Source organism: Candidatus Villigracilis sp. (genome assembly GCF_057083605.1).
Genome location: NZ_JBXMTI010000152.1, coordinates 47363 through 73569 on the forward strand (window position 1 = coordinate 47363; position 26207 = coordinate 73569).

Here is a 26207-nt window from a genome sequence, read left to right on the forward strand (position 1 = left end):
TTCGTGTCCTTTGTGTTTAATCACTTAAGAGATAAGCTATGATCCAATTCGTGGTGGCATTCAAACCATCCATGTGGGCGCGCTCGTAATTATGCGAGGCGTCAATGCCGGGGCCGATCAATGATAACGCCACGTCACCGCCTGCACGCCAGAACGACTCACCATCCGAGCCATAAAATGGATATACATCTGTCTTATATGGAATATTATGCTTTTCCGCAATCGCTCGCATTTTTTTGTTCAGCCCTTCGTGATACGGCCCGCTGCTATCTTTGATACACAGGGTCGCATGAAATTCATCTGACTCCTGCCCATCGCCAACCACCGCCATATCCACCGTGACCAACTCGGTAACATCCGATGGGATTCCCGCCGCCGCACCGTGACCTACCTCTTCATAATTGGAGATGTGAAAATACACGCTTCGCACCGGACCCTGGCCTGATTCTGCCATCGACTTGATCGCCGCTACAAGATTTGCCACGCAAGCCTTGTCATCCAGGAAGCGCGAGCGGATGAATCTATTGGTCACTTCCACACGCGGATCAAACGCCACACAATCACCAACGTTGATTCCCAACGCACGCGTTTCCTTTTCAGAAGTTGTGCGTGCATCGAGTCTCACTTCCATGTGGGCATCGTTGCGCGGAGTTTCACTTCCCGATGAATAAATGTGACCAGAAGCCGTATCGATCAAAACCGAGCCACGAATCCTTTCACCGTTGGCTGTGAACACGAACACACCTTCTGTTTCCACAGTCGGCCATTGAATGCCGCCAATGCGGCTCAACTTCAACCGCCCATTGGATTTGATCTCCTTCACCACCGCGCCGAGTGTGTCCACATGAGCAGTTAATGCAACAGGAGGCAGGTCAGACTTCACTTCCCATTTTGCAATCAGCGCACCTTTGCGGGTGCGAGAAAGTTGGAGTTGTTTGTATTTGGAAAGTTCCTTTTCCACAAAATCAATGGCCGGGCTTGCAAAGCCTGTCGGAGATGGGATGTTGAGCAGGTCAACGAGGAAATCTGTGAAATATTTTTCGTCAATGGTCGGGAGGGGCATGGGGGATTCCTTATTCTGTATTCCAAATGGTGGTCGAGTAGGCTGAGTGTTCTTCGAAGCCGTATTGAGACCACAACTTTAAGTTTCTCATAAACCTGGTAGTTTCGATACGTTCCTCGCCAAGAGCGGCTCGGAACTACTCAACCACCAGGTTGTTTTTACAAACCTTCAAACTCTGAAATCTTCTTCTTCCACTCATCAGGCACAAGGATCGTTTTCAACCCCTCATAATCGAATGTGACCAGAACCACAGTCCCGCTTGCCATCATCTTTCCTGTGTTCGCATCCATTACACATTGTTCCACCGTCATGGATTTGTTGCCGATCTTCGCAGTTCGCACGCCGACTTTGATGTTGTCGCCATAATGCGCAGTCGAGTGATAGGTAATGTGGATGTCTGCCACGATAACTCCCACTTCCATGAACGACTGGTCTTTGCTGAATAACCCTAGTTGAATGAGATAGTAGATACGCGCCTGCTCAAAGTACGTCAGGTATTTTGCGTTGTTCACATGTCCCTGCGGGTCCAAATCCCCGTAGCGGACTTCGGTTGGATGAAAGAATTTGTAATCAGTCATGGCGGGATTATAGTCAAATAGTGTTTATATAAGAAGACCTCCGAGTTTTTTAAAAAACTCGGAGGTCTATAACTTAATCTCTCAATTGCAGAACCGTGCCAGCCCCACTTTATCATGGATGACAAAACGACCCTCCGCATCTGTGTTGACCAACCCCTGTTCCTTGAAGAAGACCATTGCTTGATTCACGCGCTTGCGGGAGGCTCCCACCAGATCGGCAATGTCACTCTGAGTCAGTGTAATTCGAATTTTCAACACGCCATCTCCATCCTGACCATATCTTTCCGCAAACGCAAGCAATTGACGAGCTACTCTTCCATTCACATCCAGGGATGCCAGGGATTGGATCATTTGGTCTGAAAGCCTGACCCGTGCCGAAAGGATTCTCACCAAGTTCCGTGCAATCGGCGGATAGTTATCCAACATATAGTTGAAACTTGTTCTATCCATCCACAACATCAGTGAATCTTCCAAAGTTAATGCGTTGGCCGAACGTCCCACACTGTCGATCAGGCTCATTTCGCCAAGAAGGTCGCCGCTCCCTAAAATGGATAGGATGACATCCCGTTCACCTTGTTCAACATGGATCTTCACAGTCCCATGCAGGATGATATAGACTGCCTCGCCGGGTTGTTCGATGGTCATCACATTTGTGCCTTCAGGAAACACCCGGCGATGTGCACGCTGAGCCACCCAGTCCAATTGCGAGGGAGTTAATCCCTCGAACAACTTGATGTCTGAAAGCAGATTGCGGGTATCGTCTTTCTTTAACTCAACCATTCTTGACATATTTTACTTCCCTTTCCCTCATCCCCAACCCTTCCCCCGCAGAGGAAGGGAGTCCACTCTCCCTTTGGGAGAGGGTTAGGGTGAGGGTAATTTCCATGCCTTCATACGCCGCGCGCGAATCAGGGAAAATATTTTTCGCGTGCGCTTCCTGCGTAGCGACCCAATCGTCAGAGTAGGCTGGGTCGTGATGGAACAGGATCAGCTCACCTGTCTCGGCTGAAGCGGCCACTTCGGCAGCCATTGCCGCAGTCGAATGTCCATATCCCTGCGTGGAAGGAAATCCAGTCAGGCTTCCATAATAGTGTTCATCACTATACTGCGCATCGTGGATCAGCACATCTGCATCGCGTGAAAAATTCACCAGTCTGCGATCTGTGCCGATGTAACCTTCTGTATCTGTTGCGTAAACGACAGACTTACCACGATAGGTAATGCGATAGACATACACTCCGCCGGGATGTGCGTATGACTTATGAATGCGAATGACCACCGCCTCCTCACTTAATCTCGAGCCTGTTTCAGCGACGTGGACTCCCGACTCATCCCAAAGGATCACCTGGGTCTCGCGCACCGATTGAATGTTCTTGGTTGAAGACATATCCCGCAGGCTAATCGGAAAAGTTTCGGAGGATTGATTGTGTTCCAGCACATGCTTCATGGTTTCAGGCGTGCCGCCAGGGCCAAAGATATGCAGCTTTGCATTTGGAATATAAGCAGGCACAAAGAAAGGAAAGCCTTGCGTGTGATCGTGATGCAAGTGACTGAAAAGCAAAAGTAATTCCAGCGGACTTTTATCTTGAGATGCGCGTTTCACCAACTGACGTCCCAGCGGAATGATGCCCGTTCCTGCATCGAGGATGATGGTGCGCTCGCCAACACTGATCTCTACAGAAGACGTGTTGCCTCCATATTTGACAGTCCCCGCGCCGGGTGAAGGGTAACTTCCACGCACGCCCCAGAATTTGATTTTCAGTTCATTGTCCATTGCATGTCTCCATTCAGGTTACATGCTTATTATCTTTGATCTGCGTTATTCTTCAAGGAAAGTTTTCGCATAAGAGCTGGGAAATATTTCTCACCGAATAATTAAGAAGACCTGACAGGTTTTCGAAAATATTTGATTAATGAAGCGGTTTCTGATTCGCGAGCGATGTAATTGGATTTGGTCACGATGAAACCTGTCAGGTCTGCAACGGCACAGCGGTATAATCCTGCACATGCTTCCAGATTTGCAGATGAATGATCATTTACGCTTGCGGAAACCGCATCCATGCGGTTCATATGAATGGACGGTGATTCGTCTCGGCGCGGATATTGGTTTGGAATGTAAGGGTTGTGGTCATCGTGTAATGTTGACAAGGCGTGAACTGGCAAAACGATTGAAAATGAATTTGACACGGCACGAAGAAAATAAAACAGCCTCTAAAGGCCTCGCATCGTCCCCGAAGGGGGAAGACCTTTAGGGTTTATAGGAGAGCATTTCATGCCAGAGTCGGTAACGGAATCAAGCCCGAGGTTGAATGTAGGTTCGTTGCGCATTGGGCTTTTTACAGATACATATGCGCCGCAGGTTAACGGCGTTTCCATTTCTTTGCAGTTGGTTTCAGAGGGACTTACCCGCCGGGGTCATCAAGTGACTGTCTTTGCGCCAAGGTTCCCAGGTTACAAGGATAATGAACCAGGCGTGTTCCGCATCCCTTCTTTGAAATATCTGAACAAACCTCCGATCTATGTGGCTGTGCTTGGCACGCCGCGCACGACCTGGTCTCTAACGCGTAAACATTTTGATGTGTTGCACGCACACAGCCCATTGACGGTGGGCTTTCTTGCTTATGTCATGGCCTCCACCGGCAACCTGCCATTGATCTACACCTATCACACATCCATTACGGATTACACCCATTATCTAAAAGTCATCGGTGGTACAAGCATCATTCGCCGTGGGGCACGCTGGTTCAGTACTACCACCACCAATCTTGGTGATCAGGTGGTTGTGCCTTCGCCGAAATTCAAGAGGTTGCTGCTGGAGCAGAAGGTCCGCAAACCGATTCATACCATTCCCAACGGCATTGATCTGAGCAATTTCAAAGCGGCGAAGAAGCCCGGTAGTCTCAGAAACAGGCTTGGGATTAAGCCTGAAGCGCCGATCTTACTCTTTGTCGGTCGGCTGGATCCTGAAAAACGTCTTGATTTCTTAGTGGATGCTTTTGCAGGTGTGGCAGAACAACATCCCGATGCGCATCTGGTTTTTGCCGGGGATGGAGGCGCGCGCAAGGATGTGGAAGAAAAGGTGGCGGGCGTCAAAGCCAAAGACCGCATCCACTTTTTGGGCATGGTCAACCGCGCGGATTTGCCCGATGTGCTGCATGATGCCACGGTGTTTCTCTCCGCTTCCACAACCGAGGTGCATCCGATTTCAGTGATCGAAGCGATTGCTTCGGGCCTGCCAATTGTGGCGGCACAGGATGAAGCCTTTGAAGGCATGATCGAAAATGATCAGAATGGTTACCTGGTTCCGCTGGATGTAAACAAGTTTTCAAATACAGTCTCTGCACTGCTGGCAGACCGCGAGAAGCTCGCGAAGTTTGGCAAACATTCCATGCAACTGAGCGAGAAGTTTTCCATTGAAGGTCAAGTGAAGGCTTTGGAAAATCTATATTTTGAAGCCATCCTGCAAAACTATCGTGGGAAGAATTAACTTGCTGATGAAGCAGCTTGAGTAATGTAGGTCGGATTGGCAATCCGACCTACGCCGTACTCCATACGTGGTGGTTTATCACGGCGACTCCAAACGAGCCCAAGCGGTGAAAGCAGATTGATAATACGGGCGGTGTATAATTCTTCCGCTATGCCCATTTTAGATGCTCATATGCTGGAGTTCTTCAGCAGAAGCCCCGAACAAACCCGACGCATTGGTATGCGCCTTGGCGGTTCATTAAAAACAGGAGATGTGATCTGCTTGCAAGGCAACCTCGGAGCGGGAAAGACCACCTTTGTGCAAGGACTTGCGCAAGGTTGGGGTTCGCTCGATTCAGTTTCAAGCCCCACATTCATTCTTGTTAATCAATATCGCCGCGCAGATGGCGGTCAGCTTTTTCACCTGGATGGGTATCGTCTTGATTCTGTACCGGAAGCAGAGGAACTTGATCTTGATTCCATGCTGGCAGAGGGCGCGCTTATTATTGAATGGCCTGAACGATTAGGAAATTTAATTCCAGATCAAAACTTATGGATTAACCTCGATCACATTGCCGATGAACATCGTCAGATGAATTTCAAGGCACACGGCAAACGCTACGACGAATTATTGGACGGCATTCGTCAATCCATGTTTGGAGGGGCGTAATGCTGCTGGCTATTGATACATCCACCGCACAGGTTGGGCTGGCTTTATATGATGGGACTCAAGTACTGGGCGAGATGACCTGGACGACTCGTCAGCATCACACCACTGAATTAGCCCCCGCTCTTTCTGGACTTTTGAATCGCTGCAGCGTTTCTATGGACATGGTCCACGCTTTGGCAGTTGCGATAGGGCCTGGGTCATTCACGAGTTTGAGAGTCGGGTTGTCTTTGGTAAAAGGCATTGCCTTTGCGCGACACCTGCCTGTGATGGGAATCCCCACATTGGATATCGTCGCGGCGGCACAGCCTATGGCGAAACAACCGTTGATCGCGTTGTTGCAAGCCGGGCGGACGCGAATCGCTTTCAGTGTGTATAAAAGCCAGAAGAAAGAGTGGCAGGTTGAGGGCGGAGTACGAAGCGGGACGATGGATGAGTTGATCCATGAGATCGAGAGTCCAACCATTGTGGCGGGTGAGTTAACATCCGAAGATCGAAAGAAATTATCGAAGAAGAAAAATGTTTTATTGGCGTCACCTGTGCATTGTGTGCGCCGTCCATCTGTGCTGGCGGAACTGGCTTGGGCGCGCTGGCAGAATGACCAAGTAGACGATGCGGCCTCGCTTGCGCCGATCTATTTGCATGTGGCAGGGACGCCGATCCAATAGACCTGACATGTCTCAAGCACTATTGGATTAACAGAAGGAATTTGCAAATCATGAATGATCATTTGTCGCAAAACTCTGAAGACATGTCAGGTCTGATCAAGATTCGTAAAATGACTTTGGATGATCTGGAGCAGGTTGTTGCAATTGACCAGGTTTCATTTAGTTTGCCGTGGCCTGCGCGTTCCTTTCGTTTTGAGTTGACGGATAACGAAGCCTCGCGCTGCTGGGTGGCAGACCTGGATGGACGTATAATCGCGATGCTGGTTGGGTGGTTCATTGTGGATGAATTGCATATCGCTACGATTGCAACGCATCCCGAGTTTCGTGGTCAGGGCATTGGCAGGAATCTTCTTTTGCACGCATTGCGCTCGGCGAGGGAAGAAGGCGCCATAAGATCGTTTTTGGAAGTGCGCGAGAGTAATAAGATTGCGCAGAAGATGTATTCCAGTTTTGGTTTTGTGGAAGATGGACGCCGCAAGGAATATTATAAGGATAACGGCGAGGATGCAATCTTAATGTCACTCAATAACCTGGATCTGTGAATCATTTGCACGGAGGAATCGAATGACTGCCGAAGAGATACTTGCTCAAATTGCGAAAGATGTATCGGTTTGTACAAATTGTGCCCTGCATGAAGGCCGCAAGAAATCTGTGCCGGGCGATGGCCCTGCAAATGCGGAGATCATGTTCATTGGCGAGGGCCCGGGCTTTCATGAAAACGAGCAGGGACATCCGTTCGTGGGTGCGGCTGGCAAGTTTTTGGATCAATTGCTGGCTCAAGCCGATGTCACTCGCGCGGATGTATTCATTGCCAATGTAGTCAAATGCCGCCCACCCGGCAACCGTGATCCGTTACCGGATGAGCTGGCCGCATGTGACATTCATCTTGAAGCACAGATCAGAGCCATCAATCCGAGTATTATTGTGACGCTTGGCCGCTTTTCGATGAATAAGTTCATCCCCGGCGCAAAGATCAGCGCCATCCACGGGCAGATGCGAAAAGTTGGAGATCGATTTGTCATCCCCATGTTCCATCCAGCGGCCGCATTGCATCAGGCTGCGTTGAAACCAGCTATTCTGGGAGATTTTGCGAAACTGCCCGAGCAATTAAAGGAAGCGCGCGCTGCATTGGGAAGAAGCACAAAGGTTGAAAAGAAGAAGGAAGCCGCTCTTCAGCAGGATGAAACGCCGCAGCAATTGAGTTTGTTTTAAATAAAAATCCTCCGTCCTGAGCGGAGCCGCACGCTCCTGCTTTTAGTGCGGCGAAGTCGAAGGACATGGTTGAATAAAGAATTTTGATTATCACATCACCTGCCCTTCGACTTCGTTCCTCGAAGAGCACTCGTCACTCCGCTCAGGGCGAAGGGTATACGAAAAAAGGAAAATATGACCACAAAAGAAACTCTCATCAAGAAATTAAAAGACAAAAATGCAAAGATTGCGATCCTGGGCTTGGGATATGTTGGGCTTCCGCTGGCTGTTGTATTTGGCGAGGCGGGTTTTCACGTCACTGGTGTAGACCCTGATAAGCGCAAGATCGATGCGCTGGCTGAAGGCAAGTCCTATATTCCAGATGTGAAAACAGAAACGGTTGCGAAGCTTGTCAAAGATGGCATGTTCACGGCAACCACTGATTTTTCTGTTTTGAAGGATATGGACGCCGTCAGTATTTGTGTGCCAACTCCGCTGCGCCAGACCGGTGACCCGGATATGTCCTTCATCATTTCGGCGACGGAAGAACTGGCGAAGTACATGCACAAGGGCATGGTGATCGTTTTGGAATCAACCACGTATCCAGGTACAACCCGTGAACTGCTCCTCCCAAAATTGGGCACTGATCATAACTTGACGATTGGTGAAGATTGGTTCCTTGCCTTCTCCCCGGAACGTGTTGACCCCGGGCGCGAGGATTACACAACCATTAACACTCCTAAAGTAATGGGCGGTATCACCGAGACTTGTGGTGAAGTAGCAACTGTCTGGTATGAAGGCGCGATCAAGACTGTGCATCACGTCTCCACCGCAGAAACAGCGGAGATGGCGAAACTGTTGGAGAACACCTTCCGCATGATCAACATTGGTCTGGTCAATGAACTGGCGATCATGTGCGAACGCCTCGGCGTGGATGTGTGGGAGGTGATCGATGCCGCTGCCACCAAGCCATTTGGTTTCATGAAGTTCACACCCGGGCCTGGCTTGGGTGGTCACTGCATTCCAATTGATCCGCTATATCTTTCATGGAAGATGAAGTCCTTTCATTACAATGCGCGTTTCATCGAGCTGGCTTCTGAGATCAATACCAACATGCCGCGTTACGTGGTCAGCCGTATATTGGAAGGAATGAATGACCGCGGCAAACATCTCAAGGGTTCGAAGGTGCTTGTATTGGGTGTGGCTTACAAACCTGATATTGACGATGTACGCGAATCACCTGCGATGGATGTGATTGGCCTTCTGCAAAATAAAGGTGCGGTTGTTGAATATCACGATCCATTCATCCCGCATATCCATCATGAATATGATGGCTGGAAAATGGATAGCGTGAAGGATATGATGAAATCCGTGAAGGAAGCGGATGCAGTGGTGATCGTCACCAATCACAGTCAATATGATTACAAGGCGATCATTGAAGCATCTAAATTTGTCTTTGACTCGCGTAATGCAACTGGCAAGTTCGGGAAGACACACGAGAAGGTTGAGAGACTTTAATTTACGGATCACGCATTACGAATTCGTAATGCGTGATCCGTAATGTGTAAGAGGAAAAATGGCTCATTATTTAGTAACAGGCGCAGCAGGCTTTATCGGCGCGCGGACTTCGGAAATGCTGATTCAGGATGGGCACACCGTTGTTGGCGTGGATATCCTGAATGAAGCGTATGATCTGCGTATGAAGGAATATCGCCTGAATAGATTACAGGCAATGCCTGGGTTCACTTTCCGCAAACTGGATATTTCCGATAAGTCGATCATCGATCAGCTGAAAGATGAGAAACTTGATGGCGTGATTAATCTCGCTGCCTGGGCGGGAGTACGTGTTAGCGTGAAAGACCCGTGGATCTACGTAGAAACCAACATGACCGGAACTTTGAACATGCTGGAGTTATGCCGCCAGACCGGTACGAAGAAGTTCGTGGTTGCATCCACTTCCAGTATTTATGGCGAAAATCCACCCTACCCCACGCCGGAATCCGCATCGAGTAGTGAGCCTCTTCAACCGTATGCCGCCAGCAAAAAAGGGGCAGAGGCAATGGCACATGCCTATCATCATTTGTATGGTATCGATGTAACAGTCGTTCGATTTTTCACTGTGTATGGCCCTGCTGGCCGGCCAGACCTGTCCATATTCCGCTTTGTGCAATGGATTAGCGAGAGGCGTCCTGTGCGGGTGAATGGCGATGGTGAGCAATCACGCGGCTTTACATTCATCGATGATATTGCACGCGGAGTGATTCTGGCGCTTAAACCAGTTGGCTATGAGATCATTAACTTGGGTGGGCATGAAACAATAACGATCAATAAGCTTATCAAGCTTGTTGAAGATATTGTCGGTAAAAAAGCTGTGGTTCAATATGGTCCCCCTGACCTCGCGGATATGCGTTCGAATTGGGCCGATGTGACAAAGGCAGGCGAATTGCTTGGCTGGGAGCCGCAGTTCGATATGCGTGCTGGGATTGAGAAGCTGGTTGATTGGTATAACAAGGAACGCGAGTGGGCGAAGGATATCCTTACGCCTTAGCTGTTTACGAATCACGGATCACGTATTACGTGATCCGTGATTCGTAATTCGTAAATTCCCATGTCCCTCCTCTCAAAATTCAAGAACGATCCCCTCTTCGTAAAGATCATTCACTCCAGCGGGGCTTTGTTCAGCAATAACACCCTCAGCCTGGGATTAAGCGTCTTGCAGGGGGTGTTAGTCACGCGCCTGCTTGGGCCTGCGGGATTTGGTCTGCTCGGCGTGGTAATGGCCTTTGCCTCCACAGTGAACAGCATTTTCTCGTTTCGGATGAGTGAACTGGTCGTGCGATATGGCGGCGAATATCTCAATAAAGGTGAAAAGGATAAGGCATCTGCGGTAATGAAAGCCGCAGGTTTAACCGAAGCCGCTGTCTCGCTTGCAGCTTTCTTTGTCGTGATGCTCATGGCAGGATTTGCGGAAACATATCTTGCAAAAACGCCAAACGTTTCATGGATGTTCACGGTTTATGCGTTGGGATTGCTGGCGAATTTCAACACCGAAACATCCACAGGCATTCTTCAGGTTACAGACCGAATTAAATTACAAGGCACGATCAACCTTGCGCAAAGTATTTTTACATCTCTAATTATTGTTGGCGCATATTTCCTGAATGGAAGTATCACCATCATTCTCATCGCATATCTGCTGGGTAAATCGATTCTTGGGCTGGGTATGTTTATCGCCGCGCAAATTCAATTGCCTAAAGCGCTTGGCAAGGGATGGTGGCGCACGCCATTCTCTGTGCTCACTTCAACCAGCCAGTTGATTCGCTTTGCGCTCAGTTCAAATATCAGCGCGACCATCATCAAAATTTTCCGCGAAAGTGAATTAATTTGGATTGGTTTCTTCCTCGATACCACTGCGGTCGGTTATTATCGCGTGGCGTATACCATCGTCCATTTTCTCGCTATTCCCGCCGACCCGTTCATCTCCACTACCTTTCCCGCGATCAATCGTCTTGCCGTTGAGCACGCATGGGGGCGCCTCAAGAGTTTTCTGCGCAAGATCACAGCCTTTTCATTCGCATACAACATCGCGTTGGGTGCGGCGCTGATCCTCTTTGGGCGCTGGGTCATTCTTGTGTATTCTGGTGAAGAATATCTCAATGCCTATCCCGCGCTGATCGCGCTTACCATCGGTCTCGTTTTCAATTACATCCTGTTTTGGAATCGCCCGTTGCTTCTTTCGCTTGGGCTGCCTGAGTTTCCAATTTATGTCACACTGATTGTTGGTCTGCTCAAACTTGGCCTGTCGTTTCTGCTTGTCGCGCGCTATGGCATCATTGCCGCGGCCGCGCTGCTTTCGTTTTATTACATTGCTTCGGTGGGCATCATGGTCTGGCGCGGTTTGATCGAGATTGGAAAAAATGAAAATCACAGTACGGGCACAGCGGAACGATGACTCGTCAAACTCTCTTATAATCTCGCTGTGCCCCTACAGAATATGAAAATCGCCCTTATCACTAATTCCCGTATTCCATCTCTCACGGCCAATTCGATTCAGGCCATGAAGGTCGCTCAGGCATTAATGCAATTGGGACATGACTTGCGAATGTATGCGCCCGCGGAAGTTGAACCTGTGACTCAAAAGACTCTCCTCACGCATTACGGATTACGCTTCACGCCTGACCTTGAACTGCTCCCCTCCATCAAGGGTCTCAAACGCTTTGACTTTATCGTCCATGCCCAGCGTGCCGCGAGAAAATTTGGTGCAGATTTAATTTACACCTGGCTGCCCCAATCCGCTGTGCTGGGGTTGTGGTCTGGTTATTCCGTTGTGTTGGAAATGCACGCGGATAATTCTGGGATGTTGGGCGTGTGGTGGATGAGGCAGTTCTGGAAGTCAAATGGGCACAAGGTGATGACGGTCACTACGTCAGCGTTGAGAAAGGCTTTAGAACGCTCGACCAGGATTCAGTTTAAGGATGAAGCGCTGCTACTCGCGCCGAACGGCGTCGAACTGGAAAAGTATGACGGGTTGCCCAGTCCCGTTGAGGCACGTCGTCAATTAAATCTGCCTGAAGGTTTGACAATTGGATTCACAGGTCACATTTACCCCGGGCGCGGCGCGGACTTGTTGTTTGAGCTTGCGAAGGAAATGCCGCAGGTGAATTTTTTGTGGGTGGGCGGCACGCCTGAGTTGGTGGCGCATTGGCGCGGGGAGTTGGATGGCGCGAAGATCATGAATGTGACGATGACAGGTTTTGTGAAGCATGAAAGAATTCCGCTGTATCAAGCCGCATCGGATATTTTGCTGATGCCATACAGCCGCTCCGTCGAAGCCAGCAGCGGACAGGATATTGCCGAGGTCATCAACCCGATGAAGATGTTCGAATATATGGCTTCGGGGCGCGCAATCGTTTCAGCAGACCTGGCTTCGATCCGTGAGGTGTTGAATGATAAGAATGCTATATTGGTTGAAGCAGGAAATTTTGGAAAGTGGAAAGTGGAAATTGAATCATTGCTTGCGGATGAGCCGCGCAGGTTGGCATTGGGTGCTCAGGTGCGCAAGGATGTTGCAGGGTTGACTTGGTTGAAGAGGGAGGAGATGGTGATGGAGAGGGTGATTGATAATTCGTGGTGAGGAAAGGTTGGGGGAGCGTTGTTAGTTTTGAAAAATACCGATCATCGAGGCTTCCAATTTCGATATATTAACCTTTGATAACAACCGTTCTTAGGGATATCCAAATCTTTTGTGAACTGAAACCATTATCTGTTTTTCCAAACGACTATAAAAGCCCTTTGCATTGCCTTGGCTTTTCTAAGGGCCATACCCAAACTTGTAGTAGCTTTTGAACCAATAAGTCCTAAGCTTTACCAGTTTTCATTTTTTAAGGCGAGCGCGCCAGCGACGGATGGGGATAATTAACATAATATATAAATTCCTCACAAATGCAATGCTAATAACTCGTTGATAAAATCTCCACATCAAACTGCCTTTGATCAAATCTAACTCGCCTTGGAGAACCCCGGCTCTCTCCTGTGCAAGGTTGGCCTGATCGATTTTGTCAGATATTCCTTTTAGGTAGGTAGAGAAAGCTAGGCTTTCCGCAACAGGGTCTTGTTCATGGTTTTTTGCCCAGCTATTAAGGATGGTAGTATAGACATCGATTATCTGGTCAGCCATGTCTTTAAGCCCGGCTTTTGTGCGCACCGCTAAGGAGACTTTTAGTGCATCCAGTGGATCATAGCGTTGTATTTCAGCTGAAAGAATATCAGCGGTGAGCGGTCGATTCAGGACGCGAATCCCAAAGTTGTTATGCCGAAGCCACTCTAGGTTCTGTGTGGTGACCATTTGGCCGGCGCCTTCCAATCCGCAGCAGATTACTGCTGCACCGATTGCTAAACCTTCTAAGGCAGATCGCCCTACGGCGAATATAATGTCATAGTTGCCAAGTCGCGCTTCTGGATGGAAGGATGGATTGCCGCTTCCAGAGCCCATGACGTCCAAAACAATGCTATTGCGAGCGCAAGCCTCGCGGATAATTCCCAAGGTGTTCATCTCATTGAACGCATTATTGAATGCAAGCGCGTGTTTAGGGATGGCTGGTAAGTTTGGGCGGGGATGGAATCTTTCTAGATCAACCGAGTTTAGAATCGTAGTAATCTTTTCATCGGGAATCCCACATTCATAAACTAGGCGGTCATGTAGCGCGTCACTGACTGTTACATATCGAATAATCCGTGGGTGAAATGGCGGCGTCTCCTCCCAAGGTAACCATCCATGACAAAAAAAGACAGCCGGTGTTCCCGGGAATTGTGATATTGCCATCATCGTTTCCAGGTGATGTTGCCCGTGGATAAGATCGGGCTTAACTCTAATGGAATTTAGGTTTGCGACTACTGGGATGGATTTTCTCTGAAGCACATTTGCAAGCTCGCCGATGCGAGGGCTGTAAATGATCGGTTTATAGCCTCGTTTAATCAACTCTATGGCCACATCATGGATGTAGAGCTCCGACCCAGTCCAATCCTTAATAAAGGCATTGGTGATGAGAACACAAGGTCCGGTTTTAATTTCTGTCATAATTTGTCTTGCAATTCGACTTCATATCGTTTGGTGGCCACATCTTTCGGTCTGGTTTGAAGCGCAAAGCTGTGAGTCGTCAAGGCCTTTGGTGAGGCGGGCGATCTCACGCGGCGATTCTGTAAGAATTGCACGGATATCCCCTGTATCTACGGGGTTATTTTCACAAGCTTTACCATTGGAGAAGATTATACGGTTAATGCAATTTCTTGTGGCGGTAGGATTCTAACCATGCTCAAACAGTTTTTTTGGTTCACCAAAGTCAATTGTATTGGTGCTGGCGGGGATCACCGTCCTTGTTTAGTCGCGCTGGTTCGCACTAGGTGCTCAGACCTGGAATGATGTGACGAGTTTTACCAAGCGAAGAAGGATGAAATGGTGATGAATCAGTCCGTGAATCTAGCTTAACAATCCATCTCTGCCCAGTGAATCTTTTCGTGCTTTGCCATGCGCCTTGCCTGGCTAAAGACCGTGTGCTCCCTGCGACCGATTGTTGCAGAGCGTGACCAATCTTCGAAAGATATACCTTTCAATAAACTCAATAATTCTTTCCGTTGAGCTGTGAATGACTCAAATGAAGCGTGAAATTCCAGCTTGAGATAATTTGTGCTTTTGATCCATTTGCGCAGGTGAATATCTGGCAGGGTTGGTATGTCTCTTGCGATCATTTGCTGAATGCTGTCGCCCCATGCGTCTGCACAGGAACGCAAATGGGCGAGGATGTCGTTCGGTGACCATGTCTTTTGGTCTGGCTTGAAGCGGAGCCGTGAGTCGTCAAATCCCTTGGTGAGGCGGGCGATCTCACGCGGCAATTCTGCGAGCACTGCAAGAATATTGTCTATGTCAGTGGGGACGATTTTCATAAGTTCACTCTAATTTGGAAATTATACGGTGAACGCGATTCACTGTGGTGGTAGAATTTTCAAGATGCTCAAACAATTATTTGTCTCGCGGAAATCAATGCTATTTACTCTGGCGGGGATTATCCTCATTGTCTTCCTCCTGCTGGTTTGGCGGGTTGTTTCATTACAGCGAGTTGCTTCTGAAGTTGTCAGTGAACCGATCCTCAAGATCAGTTATTGCGGAGTTGAGCCTGAAGAGTTGTGCGTGCTTTCCTTCGGGCGTGACGCGGAAGAAAATCTGGTGGTGAATTTGTTTGTGCCAGACCGTAAGTCCCCCAATTTTTATATGAAGATCAAGAGGATTACGGGGGAAAGTGTTTATGAATGTGAGAGGAATAAGGAAGTGCGGACCAGTGTATTTTGTTATGGAGACATGGTCAATTTGCAGGAGAAAATGGAGATCAGTCTGATTTCAATGGAAGATGGGCATGTATTGGCTGTGGGAAGTTTTACCTTGAACGCAATCTTAATTGCAGCACAATCTCCAGGTGTTCCAGGCACATTTACGCCAATGCCCAGTTTGGCGGTGGATACTGAAACTGTGACACCTACATCTGAGACCCCTTCTTTGACCCAGGAACCTCCCATCGTCACTCTCACTTTTACCCCTAATCCATCGTATCCCAACCCATCATATCCGTAGCGCTCTACAACATGAATATTTGGACGGATGGCTTAACCGTTCTGGTAGATCAAGCTTGGACGGTTTTTAGCATATTAATAACGGTCATTTGGGGGCATGTATTAATCGTTATTCTATTAAAGAAGACCTTCAAAAATCAATTTACGAATGCCGAATATTTTTCACTCGGAATGGCAGGATGGATTTTGCCAACTGCGTTATTGTCCCTCGCATTGTTTATGGGGACATTTTTGTTTGGAGGAATTGCTGCCACGGTCATCTCTGTCTTTACGCTGGTTGCCCTGATTTGCATTTTATTTGTCTGGAGATCGGGTCAGATATCACTTTGGCCCGACTCTGCATTGGTATTCCTCCTGCTGGCGGTTTCTGTTATTCTACAACTTGCCTTTCTCAAGAAGACGATTTTGCCCTTGTATTTTGATTCGGCGGAGCATTATCGAATTATCAAGTATTTTGTGGATTATTTTGAATTACCTGGCAATGGTTTGTTTTTAATAAATTATTACCATGTAGGCTATCATTTCTTCAGTGCGACTACCGCTTATGTTTTTCATTTAGGCATTGTGGATACCATGCTTGTGTTTGGTCAACTTATATTAGGGGTTTTGCCGTTCTCTTTGTTTTTTATCGTCAAGCAGGAGACTCGATCAAATGTAGCTGCGATCTTTACCTGTTTGCTGGCCGAATTTGGCTGGCATATGCCATCCCATGCGGTAAATTGGGGAAAGTATCCAGCGCTATTTAGTTTGGTTGGCATCCATTTTGTTTTGAGCATTGGATACTTGATTTTTATATGTTATCTCAAAAGCGAATCCCTGAGCGACAGCGAAGGGTCTCTACGTGCGAAAATACGAGACTCTTCGGTCGTAAAGAACGCTCCCTCAGAGCGACACGATATTTTTGAGATGAATACTAGAAACAATAAACCTAAGGCTAAAAGACTGATATTGTATTTACTCCTTGGTTTTGGGGTACTGATTTCAACTTTGATCCATACTCGCTCATTAATTGTGTTTGCTTTTATGGGTATATCCATGCTTTTGACGCTTTGGTGGGAACGATTGGCGCTTATATCTCAACGTCTCATTTTTGCTTTTGGGTTGTGTCTCCTTGCTGTGCAAATTGCAGTTATGCAGGGCAATGCTGCGCTTGCACCATTGTTTGGGGTTTATGTTGGGCAAGACCTGTTTGCAACAGGTTTGGTTATTCTCCTGCTTATATTTTCAGCACAGGCTTTTTCAGACCTGACCTTTTTCTTATTAGTCCTGCTTTCCATGATGCTGGCTGGGTTGTATATTCCTATTTCTGGAGTTGCGGGCTATGGCACTTTGACTCTTTTAGACAGACCTTACGTGCAAATGTTGCTTTATCTTCCACTCTCTATTTCGGGTGGACTGGGATTGGCAGGTTTACATAAATATTTGCAGAGATTTTCTTTCCGCCCCAAACTATTAACGCAACTGGCAACCTTTTCAGCGTTTGTGTTTGTAATCTTGAATGCCACCGTTCATCATAATTTTTACCCATCCGGTTGTTGTCAAATTGTCAGCCGTGATGACTTGGCCGCGCTGGAATGGATGGATAAAACGCTTCCTTCTGATGCCAATGTTTTGATCGCCTCTACAGATTTATTCGTTACTTCTTTTGATGCAACTGAAACTCAAGCGGGAATGGATGGTGGCGTTTGGATACCTCCTTTAACTTCCAGAAAAACAACTTTTATGAAAGGGGATTTGAATTTTGAGCAGACTCAAATCCGTGCTGAAGTTTGCAGGCTTGGCGCGAACTATATTTATGCTGGCGGAATGCCACTAAGTTTTAAAGCTCTTCTATTAGATGGACAGCCCAATTGGTATCAAATTGTTTTTTCTCTGCCTGATGCGAAAGTGTATAAAGTAATTGGGTGTGGATAGTTCTTCACAAACATAAATAAATTCGTGGTAAAAGTGGGGATATGAAGAACTTAAATCAACTTGATTTTTTGTGGATCGTGCCATCCTCGCTTGGATTGGGAGCGATTCTAACTTCGCTTCAACCTGGCAGTTGGTTCACTGGCTGGTTGGCCTTCTCTTTCCTCTTTCTTCTTTCTTTTTCATTGCTGACACTTTCCACAAGATGGGCGGGCGGTGGGAAGGCTTTGGGATGGATGGTAGCGCTTGCCTTCGCTTTGCGATTCGTTGGTGGCGTAACTACGTACTTTGCGCTTCCGATCCACGGCTATGTGGATGATGAAGATCAAAGCGCTGGTTTTGTATACACAGATGCGCATCGTCGCGATGCGCAGGCTTGGGAGTTGGCGGGTTCTGACCGCCCGATCATGGATGCGTTCAACGAGAAATTCGCATACGATCAATACGGCGGCTTGCTGGCGTTTAGCGCATTGGTCTACCGTTATCTTTCGCCTGATGCGCATCGTGTGTTGATGCTGGTATTGCTATCCGCTTTCATGGGGGCATTGGGCCTGCCGTTTTTGTGGAAGGCGGTTGCTCAGGAGTGGGGCGCAAATATGGCATTCGCATCGGGTTGGATCTTTGCGCTTTATCCTGAAAGTGTCTTGCTTGGCGGCTCAGCCATGCGTGAACCTTACCTGATGGCATTCAGTGCGTTTGCGTTATGGGGATTTGTAAGTTGGGGCGGGTCCCCCCTTCGGGGACTTCGCGATACGCTCCTCGAAAAACGCTCGGGACTACTCAACCGCCAGGCAATTCTCTGGCTTGGGCTTGGCATTTCTGGCATGTTGCTTGTCTCACCGTCTGTGGCTTTGGTAACTCTAGTAATTTTAGGTGGGTGGTTATATTTCACCAGTGAACGCGGACATATTTCGTGGTGGATGGTCGCAATTGCGGTCATCGTGTTTATAGTTGGGCTATTCATTCTTTCGTCCGCTTTGGATCGGGATGGGAATTTAGGCGGCGGGACTCCGATTGGTGTGATCAACAATTTCATGCGCGAAGCGGTCAAGTGGGATGTGTATCAACTGGAGCGCGGCTCGGGCTGGGTGCAAAAACTTTTCGATGAAATGCCCGAATGGCTGCGTTTGCCTTTTGTGACGATATATGGTGTTTTACAACCTGTCTTGCCTGCAATATTTATTGTGCCAACCATACCTATCTGGCGAATCATTGGCATTTTGCGTGCTGTGGGCTGGTACGCGTTGCTACCAGCTTTGATCCTCTCTTTTGTCGCCTCGGCAGGTGCGGGCGCGGATAAAAAGCGTGCTGAGCGGAGCCGAAGCATCCTCATCTGGTTAAGTCTGGTCGTATGGACCTGGATCCTGTTGACAGCTTTGCGCGGCGGCGGCGACCAATGGGATAATCCGCGTTATCGTGCGATCCTGTTTTTGTGGCAGGCTATCTTGGCGGGCTATGTCTGGGTTTGGTGGCAGGAGACGAGGAATGCGTGGTTCCTGCGTGTGATTGCGATGGAGATTGCCTTTGTGGCGGTGTTTGGTCAATGGTATGCGAATCGTTATTTGCATATTGGCGTGCAATTATCATTTGCTTATATGGTGGGGATCATTCTTGGTTTGTGGGGGGTGATTATCATTTGGGGATTGTGGCGTGACCAAAAACAGCGCGCCTCGCATGGTGTATAATTCAGCAACTGAATTTTGACTAGGAGATAAGATGCCCACCGCTATTATTACGGGAATTACAGGACAGGATGGTTCATACCTGGCCGAGTTATTATTGAAAAAAGGATACCGCGTTATCGGCGTTGCACGTCGTTCCAGCACTGTAAATTATGAGCGCATTCACCATATTGTGGATGATATAACCGTCGTTCAGGGGGATTTACAAGACCAGGGTTCCCTGCTTTCATTGCTTGAAGAATATAAACCTACTGAAGTTTATAACCTCGCCGCGCAATCTTTTGTGCCAACTTCATGGAACCAACCTGCGTTGACGGGTGATGTCACGGCTATTGGTGTAACCCGTCTACTGGAAGCCATTCGTTTTGTGAACCCGAAGATCCGTTTCTATCAGGCTTCTTCGAGCGAAATGTTTGGCAAGGTGCTGGAAGTTCCGCAAAAAGAAGAGACGCCTTTCTATCCACGCAGCCCATATGGTGTGGCGAAGGTTTATGGTCATTGGATCACGGTCAATTATCGAGAGTCATTCGATATGTTTGCGACATCTGGTATTTTATTCAATCATGAAAGTCCACGCCGCGGCATGGAATTTGTGACCCGAAAAATCTCAAACGCTGTTGCAAAGATCAAACTCGGCATGGCAAAGGAATTACGCCTCGGCAATCTCGAAGCCCAGCGGGATTGGGGCTTTGCTGGTGATTATGTAGAAGCTATGTGGTTGATGCTTCAGCAGGATCATCCTGATAATTACGTGATCGGCACTGGTGAAACCCATGCGGTGCGTGAATTTTGCGAGATCGCATTCTCGAATGTAGACTTGGATTATAAGGAATATGTTGTAATGGATGAAAAGTTCTACCGCCCTGCCGAGGTAGATTTACTGATCTCGGACCCATCCAAAGCGCGCGGCGAATTAAAATGGGAACCCGCGGTTTCATTCAAGGAACTTGTGAAAATGATGGTAGATTCTGATTTAGCGCGTTTGAAGAAGGGGTAACCGTAGTTCGTCATTGCGAGGGCGTTCTTGTTTTTGCCCGAAGCAATCTCCTCACTGCATTAGGGATTGCTTCGTTGGACACCGTCCTGCGTTTGGTGCAGAAAAGAGCAAATACCCTCCTCGCAATGACGATCTTGGGTATCATAATTTATGCCGAAAAAACTTGGTTATTTGAAGAACAAAGAGTTGCCTTCATGGACGCCGGCATTGCTGGCAGGCCTGGGGGCGCTTCTTTATTTAATCCAGGCCGTGGTTTATGCATACACCACCGTCTCCAGCCTGGACGAGGGTTCCTATTTATTAAAGGGGATTTTATATCTGCGTGGAGTCTATGAGCCGTTCGAGCCTTATGGCCCGCTGACTAACAAAGCTCCATTTGCATTTTTGATCCCCGGCTTTGCTGAATTTTTATTCGGCCCTGGCTTGCGGACGGGTCGTTTCTTTTCCATTTTCATGGGTTTGCTTACCGTGCTCGGTGTTTGGATCACAGCGCGTCGCTGGGCTGGCAAATGGATCGCCGCGGGAGCGGTTTGGGTCTTTGCACTCAGCCCGATGATCATCAAGTTACATGCGCGTACCGTCTCAGAAGTGATCATCGCATCCATGCTGGCGTGGATATGTGTGTTTGTGCTCGATGAAGAACGCCCGTTATGGCAGATCATTCTTGGTTCCATTCTCGCTGCGTTTGCAGTACTGACGCGTCAGAATATGATTCTGATATTGCCATTATTGGTCTTATATGTTTTCTGGCAGCATGGCAAACAAAAGGGAATCTGGTCTTTGGCAACAACTTCATTTGTTTTTCTGGCTGTGCACGCTTATTACTGGCCCAATATCTTAACCATTTGGGCGCCTTGGCTTCCTGAGAATCTAACCCCATTCCTTGATGCATATCGGATGCCCAAAGATGCGGTACCGATCTGGGACCCATCCATTGATTTTTGGAATCGGACGAATGCTTTCTTTCAGGGGATCCGTTATCACTTTATCGCAGTGATTGGTGGAATTTTCGCCCTAATCCACTGGTCGTTCCCACGGGACTGGAAATCTGCTCCCGCCATACGAGCGGCTGTTTTCCTCGCTTTGTCATTTTTCACCCTGCTTGCCATGCATGCCTGGGCGGCCTTGGCGAGTCAATACGAAAGTTATAGCTGCGTTTTTTGTTTTTCAAACTATCTGACATTTTTTGATCCATTGGGTATCTTGCTGGTCGCGGTCGTTTTTTCTGCTTCTCCCAAACTACATTATCCCCGTTTTGTAAAATTCCTTCTGGTCATCTTCATATTGCTTGTTTCCACAGGGATTGGCTTTTCGTTATTCGAGAATGTCGGTGCTACTTTACTCAACCTGCCTGTGCCGCGCATCAGGGAAGGTCAGTTTTTACCAGGCACAGCCGCCTTGGTTGATATGTTGAAATATGGGCTTGGGCTTAACCTGCCTGAGATCAAGCGGGCTATCAGTTCTGCGCTGGGCTTATTTGCTGGGCTTGTTGTTCTTGCTCTGTCCTTTTTTTGGTGGCGCCGTAAAAAAGAGTTTCCCTTTACTCCTGTATTGCTCAATGCCTATCTCATCATTGGGCTGATGCTTTCCCCTATACTGCACTTGGGCGAGAGCAGGGTGGGTTGCAAACAGGACTTGATCCTTGCGAATGAACAACTTGGTGCGCATCTTGACAGAGTCATCCCACCTGATAGTCTGGTATATTGGGACGGTGGAAATGCTTTTACGCCCATGGTCTATGTACTGGATGTGCATATTTTTCCGACCCAGATCAACGATGGCTACACCTTTCGGTTCGGCGGCGACCCTGAAACCCTTCACCGCTTCAGCCATTGGAACAGTGAACTGGATACCGAGTGGAAGAATAGTGCAGACGTATTCATTATTGAAGCCAAACGGTTTTCATCCTGGAAGGATTTTCTGAATCCACAGGATTTTGAAGAGTACGAAAAACCACCGACAGCACCTTCTTGCAATGAGGGGGCTGAATTAAGGATATTTCACAGAATTCCATGAATCTATCAATCGTGACCCCGGTCTTTAACGAACAAGATACCCTCCCGCTCCTGTTTGACTCTATCTACAGCACTATGAATACCCTGGATCGATCATGGGAGTTGATTCTGGTGGATGATGGCAGCAACGATAAAAGTTTATCCATCCTGAAAGAATATGCTGAAAAAGACCCTGTGCATATCCGCGTGATCGCCTTTCGCCGAAATTTTGGGCAGACCGCCGCCATTGTCGCAGGATTGGATTATTCACAAGGTGAGATCATCGTTCTGATCGATGCCGATATGCAGAACGACCCCGCAGATATACCCATGATGCTTGCCAAATTAGATGAGGGCTACGATCTCGTCAGCGGTTGGCGCAGGCAAAGAAAAGATAATGCCATTACGCGTAATTTCCCGTCCATGCTTGCTAATTCGTTGATCTCGCGTGTGACAGGTGTGCACTTGCATGATTACGGCTGCACCCTCAAGGCATATCGCCGTGATGTCCTCGAGGGATTTCGTTTATATGGCGAGATGCACCGCTTTATTCCCGTCTTCGCTGATTCTGTTGGGGCACATATCACTGAGGTCCCCGTCCGCCACCACCCACGCAAATTTGGAAAGACCAAATACGGGCTGGAAAGAACCGTTAAGGTCGTGCTGGATCTGTTTACGGTGAAATTCCTGGTTTCCTATGCCTCGAAGCCGATCTACCTTTTCGGCGGCGCAGGCAGTTTCCTGATGGTTGTCAGCGCAATGATCATGCTTTATCTTTTTGTGCGGCGTATGTTCTTTTTTGTCAGCATTGCGAATTCTCCGTTGCTGCAGATGAGCGCCATGTTTTTTATCCTGGGCGTTCAAGCCATATTGATGGGGTTGATCGCTGAATTGCTGGTGCGCACGTATCATGAATCCCAGCGAAAGCCCACTTATAGAATTCGCACCATGGTCAACCTGAAACGGAACCCTCGTGATTAAGTGGTTGCGTGAAAACCGCCAGATCGCTGTGCGTGTGGCGGGCAGCCTTCTGGCACTGGCGCTCTTGATCGTTTTGCTTGAAGAAGAGGGGGATGGAAAACTTTTTTCTGCGTTGCGGCGTGTTTCCATCGGATACTTCCTCGCAGCTGTTGTGGCACTGACCATCTCGCGTTTGTTTGCCGCCACACGCTGGCACATATTGCTCAAGTCGGCAGGTGTGGAAAATTCTTTTCTTCGCTCGATCATGTTGACCTTTACCGGTAATTTTTCGTCCAACTTTTTACCCACGACCATTGGTGGGGATGTGGTGCGGCTGGCCGGTGCGATGCAATTAGGCTATGACCGTGCCGTCTGCGTTGCCTCGCTCGTAGCGGACCGATTAATTGGTTTGGCAGGAATGAGCGTGGCTCTCCCTTTGGGTTTGATCCCTGTATTTTCACTGAATAGCGGAGTCTCGCAATCCATTGCTGTTTCTGCCCTGGTTCAAAAAGGCATGGGTTTTGCCAAACGTACATTTGAGTCGCTTTCCATCTGGGTTACAAAGCCGATGGCGTTGAGCGGCTCCCTGATTGCCACCTTTGGCAACATGGCATTTATCTATTTGGCAATTTATCTTCTTCTCCTTGGTATTGATCATCAGGTCTCTTACTGGTTGATCGCAGGTTTATATACCCTGACGTACTTCGTAACGCTCTTCCCCATTTCTATTAATGGCTTGGGCGTACAGGAACTCTCCATGACTTTTCTGCTTACCCAGTTAGGCGGGTTAAGTTCCTCCGAAAGCGCAACGGTTGCCTTGTTGACTCGCGTGTTATTCATTATCACCAGCCTGCCGGGGGCATTCTTTTTGCCATCCATTCTTGCAGCAATGAACGAGAAAAAAGCTGAACTGGCAGAATAAGACGGGTGAGGCATGGAAGCCATATCAACAAGGAAATTTCTGCAAACGTGGATCTGGGCGCTGGTAATTGTCAGTGCCCTGGCGATCCCTCAAACCATTCAACGTACTAACGAATTGGAAATCATCCTCCTGCGCTCCAAGTGGATTGGACTCGTAGGTGTATTTGCACTAACAGCAATTATTGGTCTGTGGCTGGCTCGCTCAGCATTTCTGGATCGCATCACTTTGTGGATGGATGGGCTTGAGCTACGATCCGATAATCCACTGCGCCTGGCACTTGGTGTTTTACTTATCGTGTCAGGCTTTCTACTAGTTTGGGTTACTCGTTTATATATCCTTGGTGAAACGTTCCCACAAGTGATGCCGATTTTTTGGGTGTTTTTGTGGGCAAGCCTGCTTCAAACTCTGGGTTTGAAATTGATTCGCAATTCCCTCAAATGGCATATTGCCTTTGCAATTGTTTTGCTGGTGCAGGGAATGATTTATCAAGCATATGGTATTTTTGCCATCACTTCTGCCAATCCCTTCTCGATGGGCTATTCTGAGGCGGGACGTCATTATTACGCCTCTTTGTTTTTCTCTGAATCCGTATATAGGATGAAACTTCCGCTGCCTTTCCTGCATCCCTCCCGTTATTTGCTGCTCTCCATTCCATTTCTAATTGAAGGCTTGCCATTATGGTTCCATCGCTTTTGGCAGGCATTCCTTTGGTTTGCGCTAACGTTGGCCTCGTCCTGTCTCCTCGCGCGAAGGATGAAAATGAGCCGTGGCGTGACTGTCTTTGCAACTGCATGGGCGTTTTTGTTTTTTTTACAAGGCGCGGTGTACTATCACCTGCAAGTCTGCGTTATTCTTGTTTTAGCCGGGGTATCTATTCGGAATAAATCACGTTCGCTGATTTTTATCCTCCTTGCTTCAGCATGGGCAGGCATCAGCCGCGTGAACTGGTTCCCTGTCCCTGCCATGTTGGCGATAACGATTTATATTCTTGAAACACCGCTCGCGGACAAAGGCTGGAAGTACTGGGTTACTCCTTTTGTATGGGGCGTGAGCGGATTTGTCACTGCCCTGTTTTCTCAATTCGTTTATATTCAAATCTCCGGCAATGCCGATCTTAGCGCTTTTGGCTCCAGCTTCACTTCAGATCTGATCTGGGCACGCCTGCTCCCGAATGAAACCTTCCCAATGGGAATCATTCCGGGCATTTTGTTGATCTCCGCTGCATCCTTTGCTGCGATTTATCAAATCACTCGCGGGAAGACAACTTACCTCCATCCTCTGCGTTGGCTTGCCTTATTCGCCATGCTTCTGGTTTTATTCGTTGGCGGAGCGTTGGTCAGCACAAAGATTGGCGGTGGCGGCGATCTCCACAATATGGATGCGTACCTGGTGATGCTGTCGGTGTTGATCACTGCTTTTTGGGCCGAACAGGTGGCGGCGGAGGAAGAGGCGGCTCCGATGTGGGGCAAGGTGAGTTGGAATGTAGTCGCTGCCGGCTTGCTGATTCCGCTTGGATTTGCGATCCGGCACATCGGCTTTTATCCATCCTATAATGAGTCAATTGCAAAGCAGGATATCCAAACCTTGCAGGAGACGGTTTTGAAAGCCGTTCAAAACGGCGGCGAGGTGTTATTCATCACGGAGCGCCAACTCATCACATTTGATTATTTAAACGGCATTGTGCTCGTGCCCGAATATGAACAAAGTGAATTGATGGAAATGGCGATGTCACGCAACCGCCCGTATCTTGAAGGTTATTATGCGGATTTACATAACCGCCGCTTTGCGTTGGTGATTGCGGAAGATCAAAAGTTTACCCAGCAAAAACAGGGCTCCTTCGTGGAGGAAAATGTAGCCTGGGTTCGTTACGCAGGCGCGCCTTTGTTATGCAATTACAAACCTGTTGTAACCCTGGTCTCGAATAACATTCAAATCTATGAGCCGCGCCCAAAGCAGGTGGAGTGCAAGGATCCTTTCTCGGAATAGTT

24 protein-coding genes are annotated in these 26207 nt (G+C 48.2%); 18 read left to right on the forward strand and 6 right to left on the reverse strand.

Features of this window, described 5'->3' with window-relative positions:
* Nucleotides 1-16 precede the first annotated feature (16 nt).
* From AC14M5_RS22310 to AC14M5_RS22325, 4 genes are all read right to left on the reverse strand, one after another.
* Nucleotides 17-1063 (reverse strand): M42 family metallopeptidase, encoded by a 1047-nt coding sequence (locus AC14M5_RS22310; protein WP_484031928.1) that lies wholly within the window; start codon nt 1061-1063, stop codon nt 17-19.
* Nucleotides 1064-1221: 158 nt separating this feature from the next.
* Complete coding sequence (locus AC14M5_RS22315) at nt 1222-1641, reverse strand: acyl-CoA thioesterase (protein WP_484031929.1); 420 nt, start codon at nt 1639-1641, stop codon at nt 1222-1224.
* Between the two features lie 81 nt (nt 1642-1722).
* Nucleotides 1723-2430, reverse strand: coding sequence for a Crp/Fnr family transcriptional regulator (locus AC14M5_RS22320; protein WP_484031930.1), 708 nt, complete (start codon nt 2428-2430; stop codon nt 1723-1725).
* A complete protein-coding gene (locus tag AC14M5_RS22325; RefSeq protein ID WP_484031931.1) occupies nt 2414-3415 on the reverse strand; it encodes an MBL fold metallo-hydrolase in 1002 nt (333 codons plus the stop codon). The genes AC14M5_RS22320 and AC14M5_RS22325 overlap by 17 nt, the downstream gene beginning before the upstream one ends.
* A 250-nt stretch (nt 3416-3665) precedes the next feature.
* On the opposite strand from AC14M5_RS22325, the gene AC14M5_RS22330 reads away from it, so the two are divergent.
* The 10 genes from AC14M5_RS22330 to AC14M5_RS22375 all read left to right on the forward strand — a co-directional run bounded on the left by AC14M5_RS22330 (nt 3666) and on the right by AC14M5_RS22375 (nt 12766).
* Nucleotides 3666-3893: a DUF951 domain-containing protein gene (locus tag AC14M5_RS22330; RefSeq protein ID WP_484031932.1), complete on the forward strand. Its 228-nt coding sequence runs from the start codon at nt 3666-3668 to the stop codon at nt 3891-3893.
* A gap of 20 nt (nt 3894-3913) precedes the next feature.
* On the forward strand, nt 3914-5128 hold the full coding sequence (locus tag AC14M5_RS22335) for a glycosyltransferase (protein WP_484031933.1): 1215 nt from the start codon (nt 3914-3916) through the stop codon (nt 5126-5128).
* Between the two features lie 150 nt (nt 5129-5278).
* The gene (gene tsaE, locus AC14M5_RS22340; RefSeq protein ID WP_484031934.1) at nt 5279-5776 is read left to right on the forward strand and encodes a tRNA (adenosine(37)-N6)-threonylcarbamoyltransferase complex ATPase subunit type 1 TsaE; all 498 of its coding nucleotides are present in this window, start codon (nt 5279-5281) and stop codon (nt 5774-5776) included.
* Entirely contained in the window at nt 5776-6441 is a 666-nt protein-coding gene (gene tsaB, locus AC14M5_RS22345; RefSeq protein WP_484031935.1) for a tRNA (adenosine(37)-N6)-threonylcarbamoyltransferase complex dimerization subunit type 1 TsaB, read from the forward strand. Before tsaE ends, tsaB begins: the two co-directional genes overlap by 1 nt.
* A 50-nt stretch (nt 6442-6491) precedes the next feature.
* On the forward strand, nt 6492-6983 hold the full coding sequence (rimI, locus tag AC14M5_RS22350) for a ribosomal protein S18-alanine N-acetyltransferase (RefSeq protein ID WP_484031936.1): 492 nt from the start codon (nt 6492-6494) through the stop codon (nt 6981-6983).
* 22 nt (nt 6984-7005) lie between these two features.
* Complete coding sequence (locus tag AC14M5_RS22355; protein ID WP_484031937.1) at nt 7006-7653, forward strand: uracil-DNA glycosylase; 648 nt, start codon at nt 7006-7008, stop codon at nt 7651-7653.
* Between the two features lie 174 nt (nt 7654-7827).
* A complete protein-coding gene (locus AC14M5_RS22360; RefSeq protein ID WP_484031938.1) occupies nt 7828-9150 on the forward strand; it encodes a nucleotide sugar dehydrogenase in 1323 nt (440 codons plus the stop codon).
* Nucleotides 9151-9208: 58 nt separating this feature from the next.
* On the forward strand, nt 9209-10180 hold the full coding sequence (locus AC14M5_RS22365) for an SDR family NAD(P)-dependent oxidoreductase (protein WP_484031939.1): 972 nt from the start codon (nt 9209-9211) through the stop codon (nt 10178-10180).
* A gap of 60 nt (nt 10181-10240) precedes the next feature.
* Complete coding sequence (locus AC14M5_RS22370; protein ID WP_484031940.1) at nt 10241-11584, forward strand: oligosaccharide flippase family protein; 1344 nt, start codon at nt 10241-10243, stop codon at nt 11582-11584.
* A 42-nt stretch (nt 11585-11626) separates the two neighbouring features.
* A complete protein-coding gene (locus AC14M5_RS22375; protein WP_484031941.1) occupies nt 11627-12766 on the forward strand; it encodes a glycosyltransferase in 1140 nt (379 codons plus the stop codon).
* A 240-nt stretch (nt 12767-13006) separates the two neighbouring features.
* On the opposite strand, the gene AC14M5_RS22380 is transcribed toward AC14M5_RS22375, so the two are convergent.
* Entirely contained in the window at nt 13007-14209 is a 1203-nt protein-coding gene (locus AC14M5_RS22380; protein WP_484031942.1) for a glycosyltransferase, read from the reverse strand.
* Between the two features lie 404 nt (nt 14210-14613).
* A complete protein-coding gene (locus tag AC14M5_RS22385) occupies nt 14614-15072 on the reverse strand; it encodes a DinB family protein (RefSeq protein WP_484031943.1) in 459 nt (152 codons plus the stop codon).
* A gap of 97 nt (nt 15073-15169) precedes the next feature.
* Here AC14M5_RS22385 and AC14M5_RS22390 point away from each other — a divergent pair, with 97 nt between their 5' ends.
* The 8 genes from AC14M5_RS22390 (at nt 15170) to AC14M5_RS22425 (ending at nt 26205) form a co-directional block, all read left to right on the forward strand.
* Entirely contained in the window at nt 15170-15754 is a 585-nt protein-coding gene (locus tag AC14M5_RS22390; RefSeq protein WP_484031944.1) for a hypothetical protein, read from the forward strand.
* Nucleotides 15755-15765: 11 nt separating this feature from the next.
* Entirely contained in the window at nt 15766-17667 is a 1902-nt protein-coding gene (locus AC14M5_RS22395) for a hypothetical protein (RefSeq protein ID WP_484031945.1), read from the forward strand.
* A gap of 41 nt (nt 17668-17708) precedes the next feature.
* Nucleotides 17709-19349 carry a hypothetical protein gene (locus AC14M5_RS22400; RefSeq protein ID WP_484031946.1) on the forward strand — a complete coding sequence of 547 codons (1641 nt, stop codon included), beginning with the start codon at nt 17709-17711 and terminating at the stop codon, nt 19347-19349.
* Between the two features lie 31 nt (nt 19350-19380).
* Complete coding sequence (gene gmd / locus AC14M5_RS22405; RefSeq protein ID WP_484031947.1) at nt 19381-20343, forward strand: GDP-mannose 4,6-dehydratase; 963 nt, start codon at nt 19381-19383, stop codon at nt 20341-20343.
* Between the two features lie 150 nt (nt 20344-20493).
* Nucleotides 20494-22359, forward strand: coding sequence for an ArnT family glycosyltransferase (locus AC14M5_RS22410; RefSeq protein WP_484031948.1), 1866 nt, complete (start codon nt 20494-20496; stop codon nt 22357-22359).
* Entirely contained in the window at nt 22356-23318 is a 963-nt protein-coding gene (locus AC14M5_RS22415; protein WP_484031949.1) for a glycosyltransferase family 2 protein, read from the forward strand. The genes AC14M5_RS22410 and AC14M5_RS22415 overlap by 4 nt, the downstream gene beginning before the upstream one ends.
* Nucleotides 23311-24219 (forward strand): lysylphosphatidylglycerol synthase transmembrane domain-containing protein, encoded by a 909-nt coding sequence (locus AC14M5_RS22420; RefSeq protein WP_484031950.1) that lies wholly within the window; start codon nt 23311-23313, stop codon nt 24217-24219. Before AC14M5_RS22415 ends, AC14M5_RS22420 begins: the two co-directional genes overlap by 8 nt.
* A gap of 12 nt (nt 24220-24231) precedes the next feature.
* Nucleotides 24232-26205: a hypothetical protein gene (locus AC14M5_RS22425; RefSeq protein ID WP_484031951.1), complete on the forward strand. Its 1974-nt coding sequence runs from the start codon at nt 24232-24234 to the stop codon at nt 26203-26205.
* Nucleotides 26206-26207 lie beyond the last annotated feature (2 nt).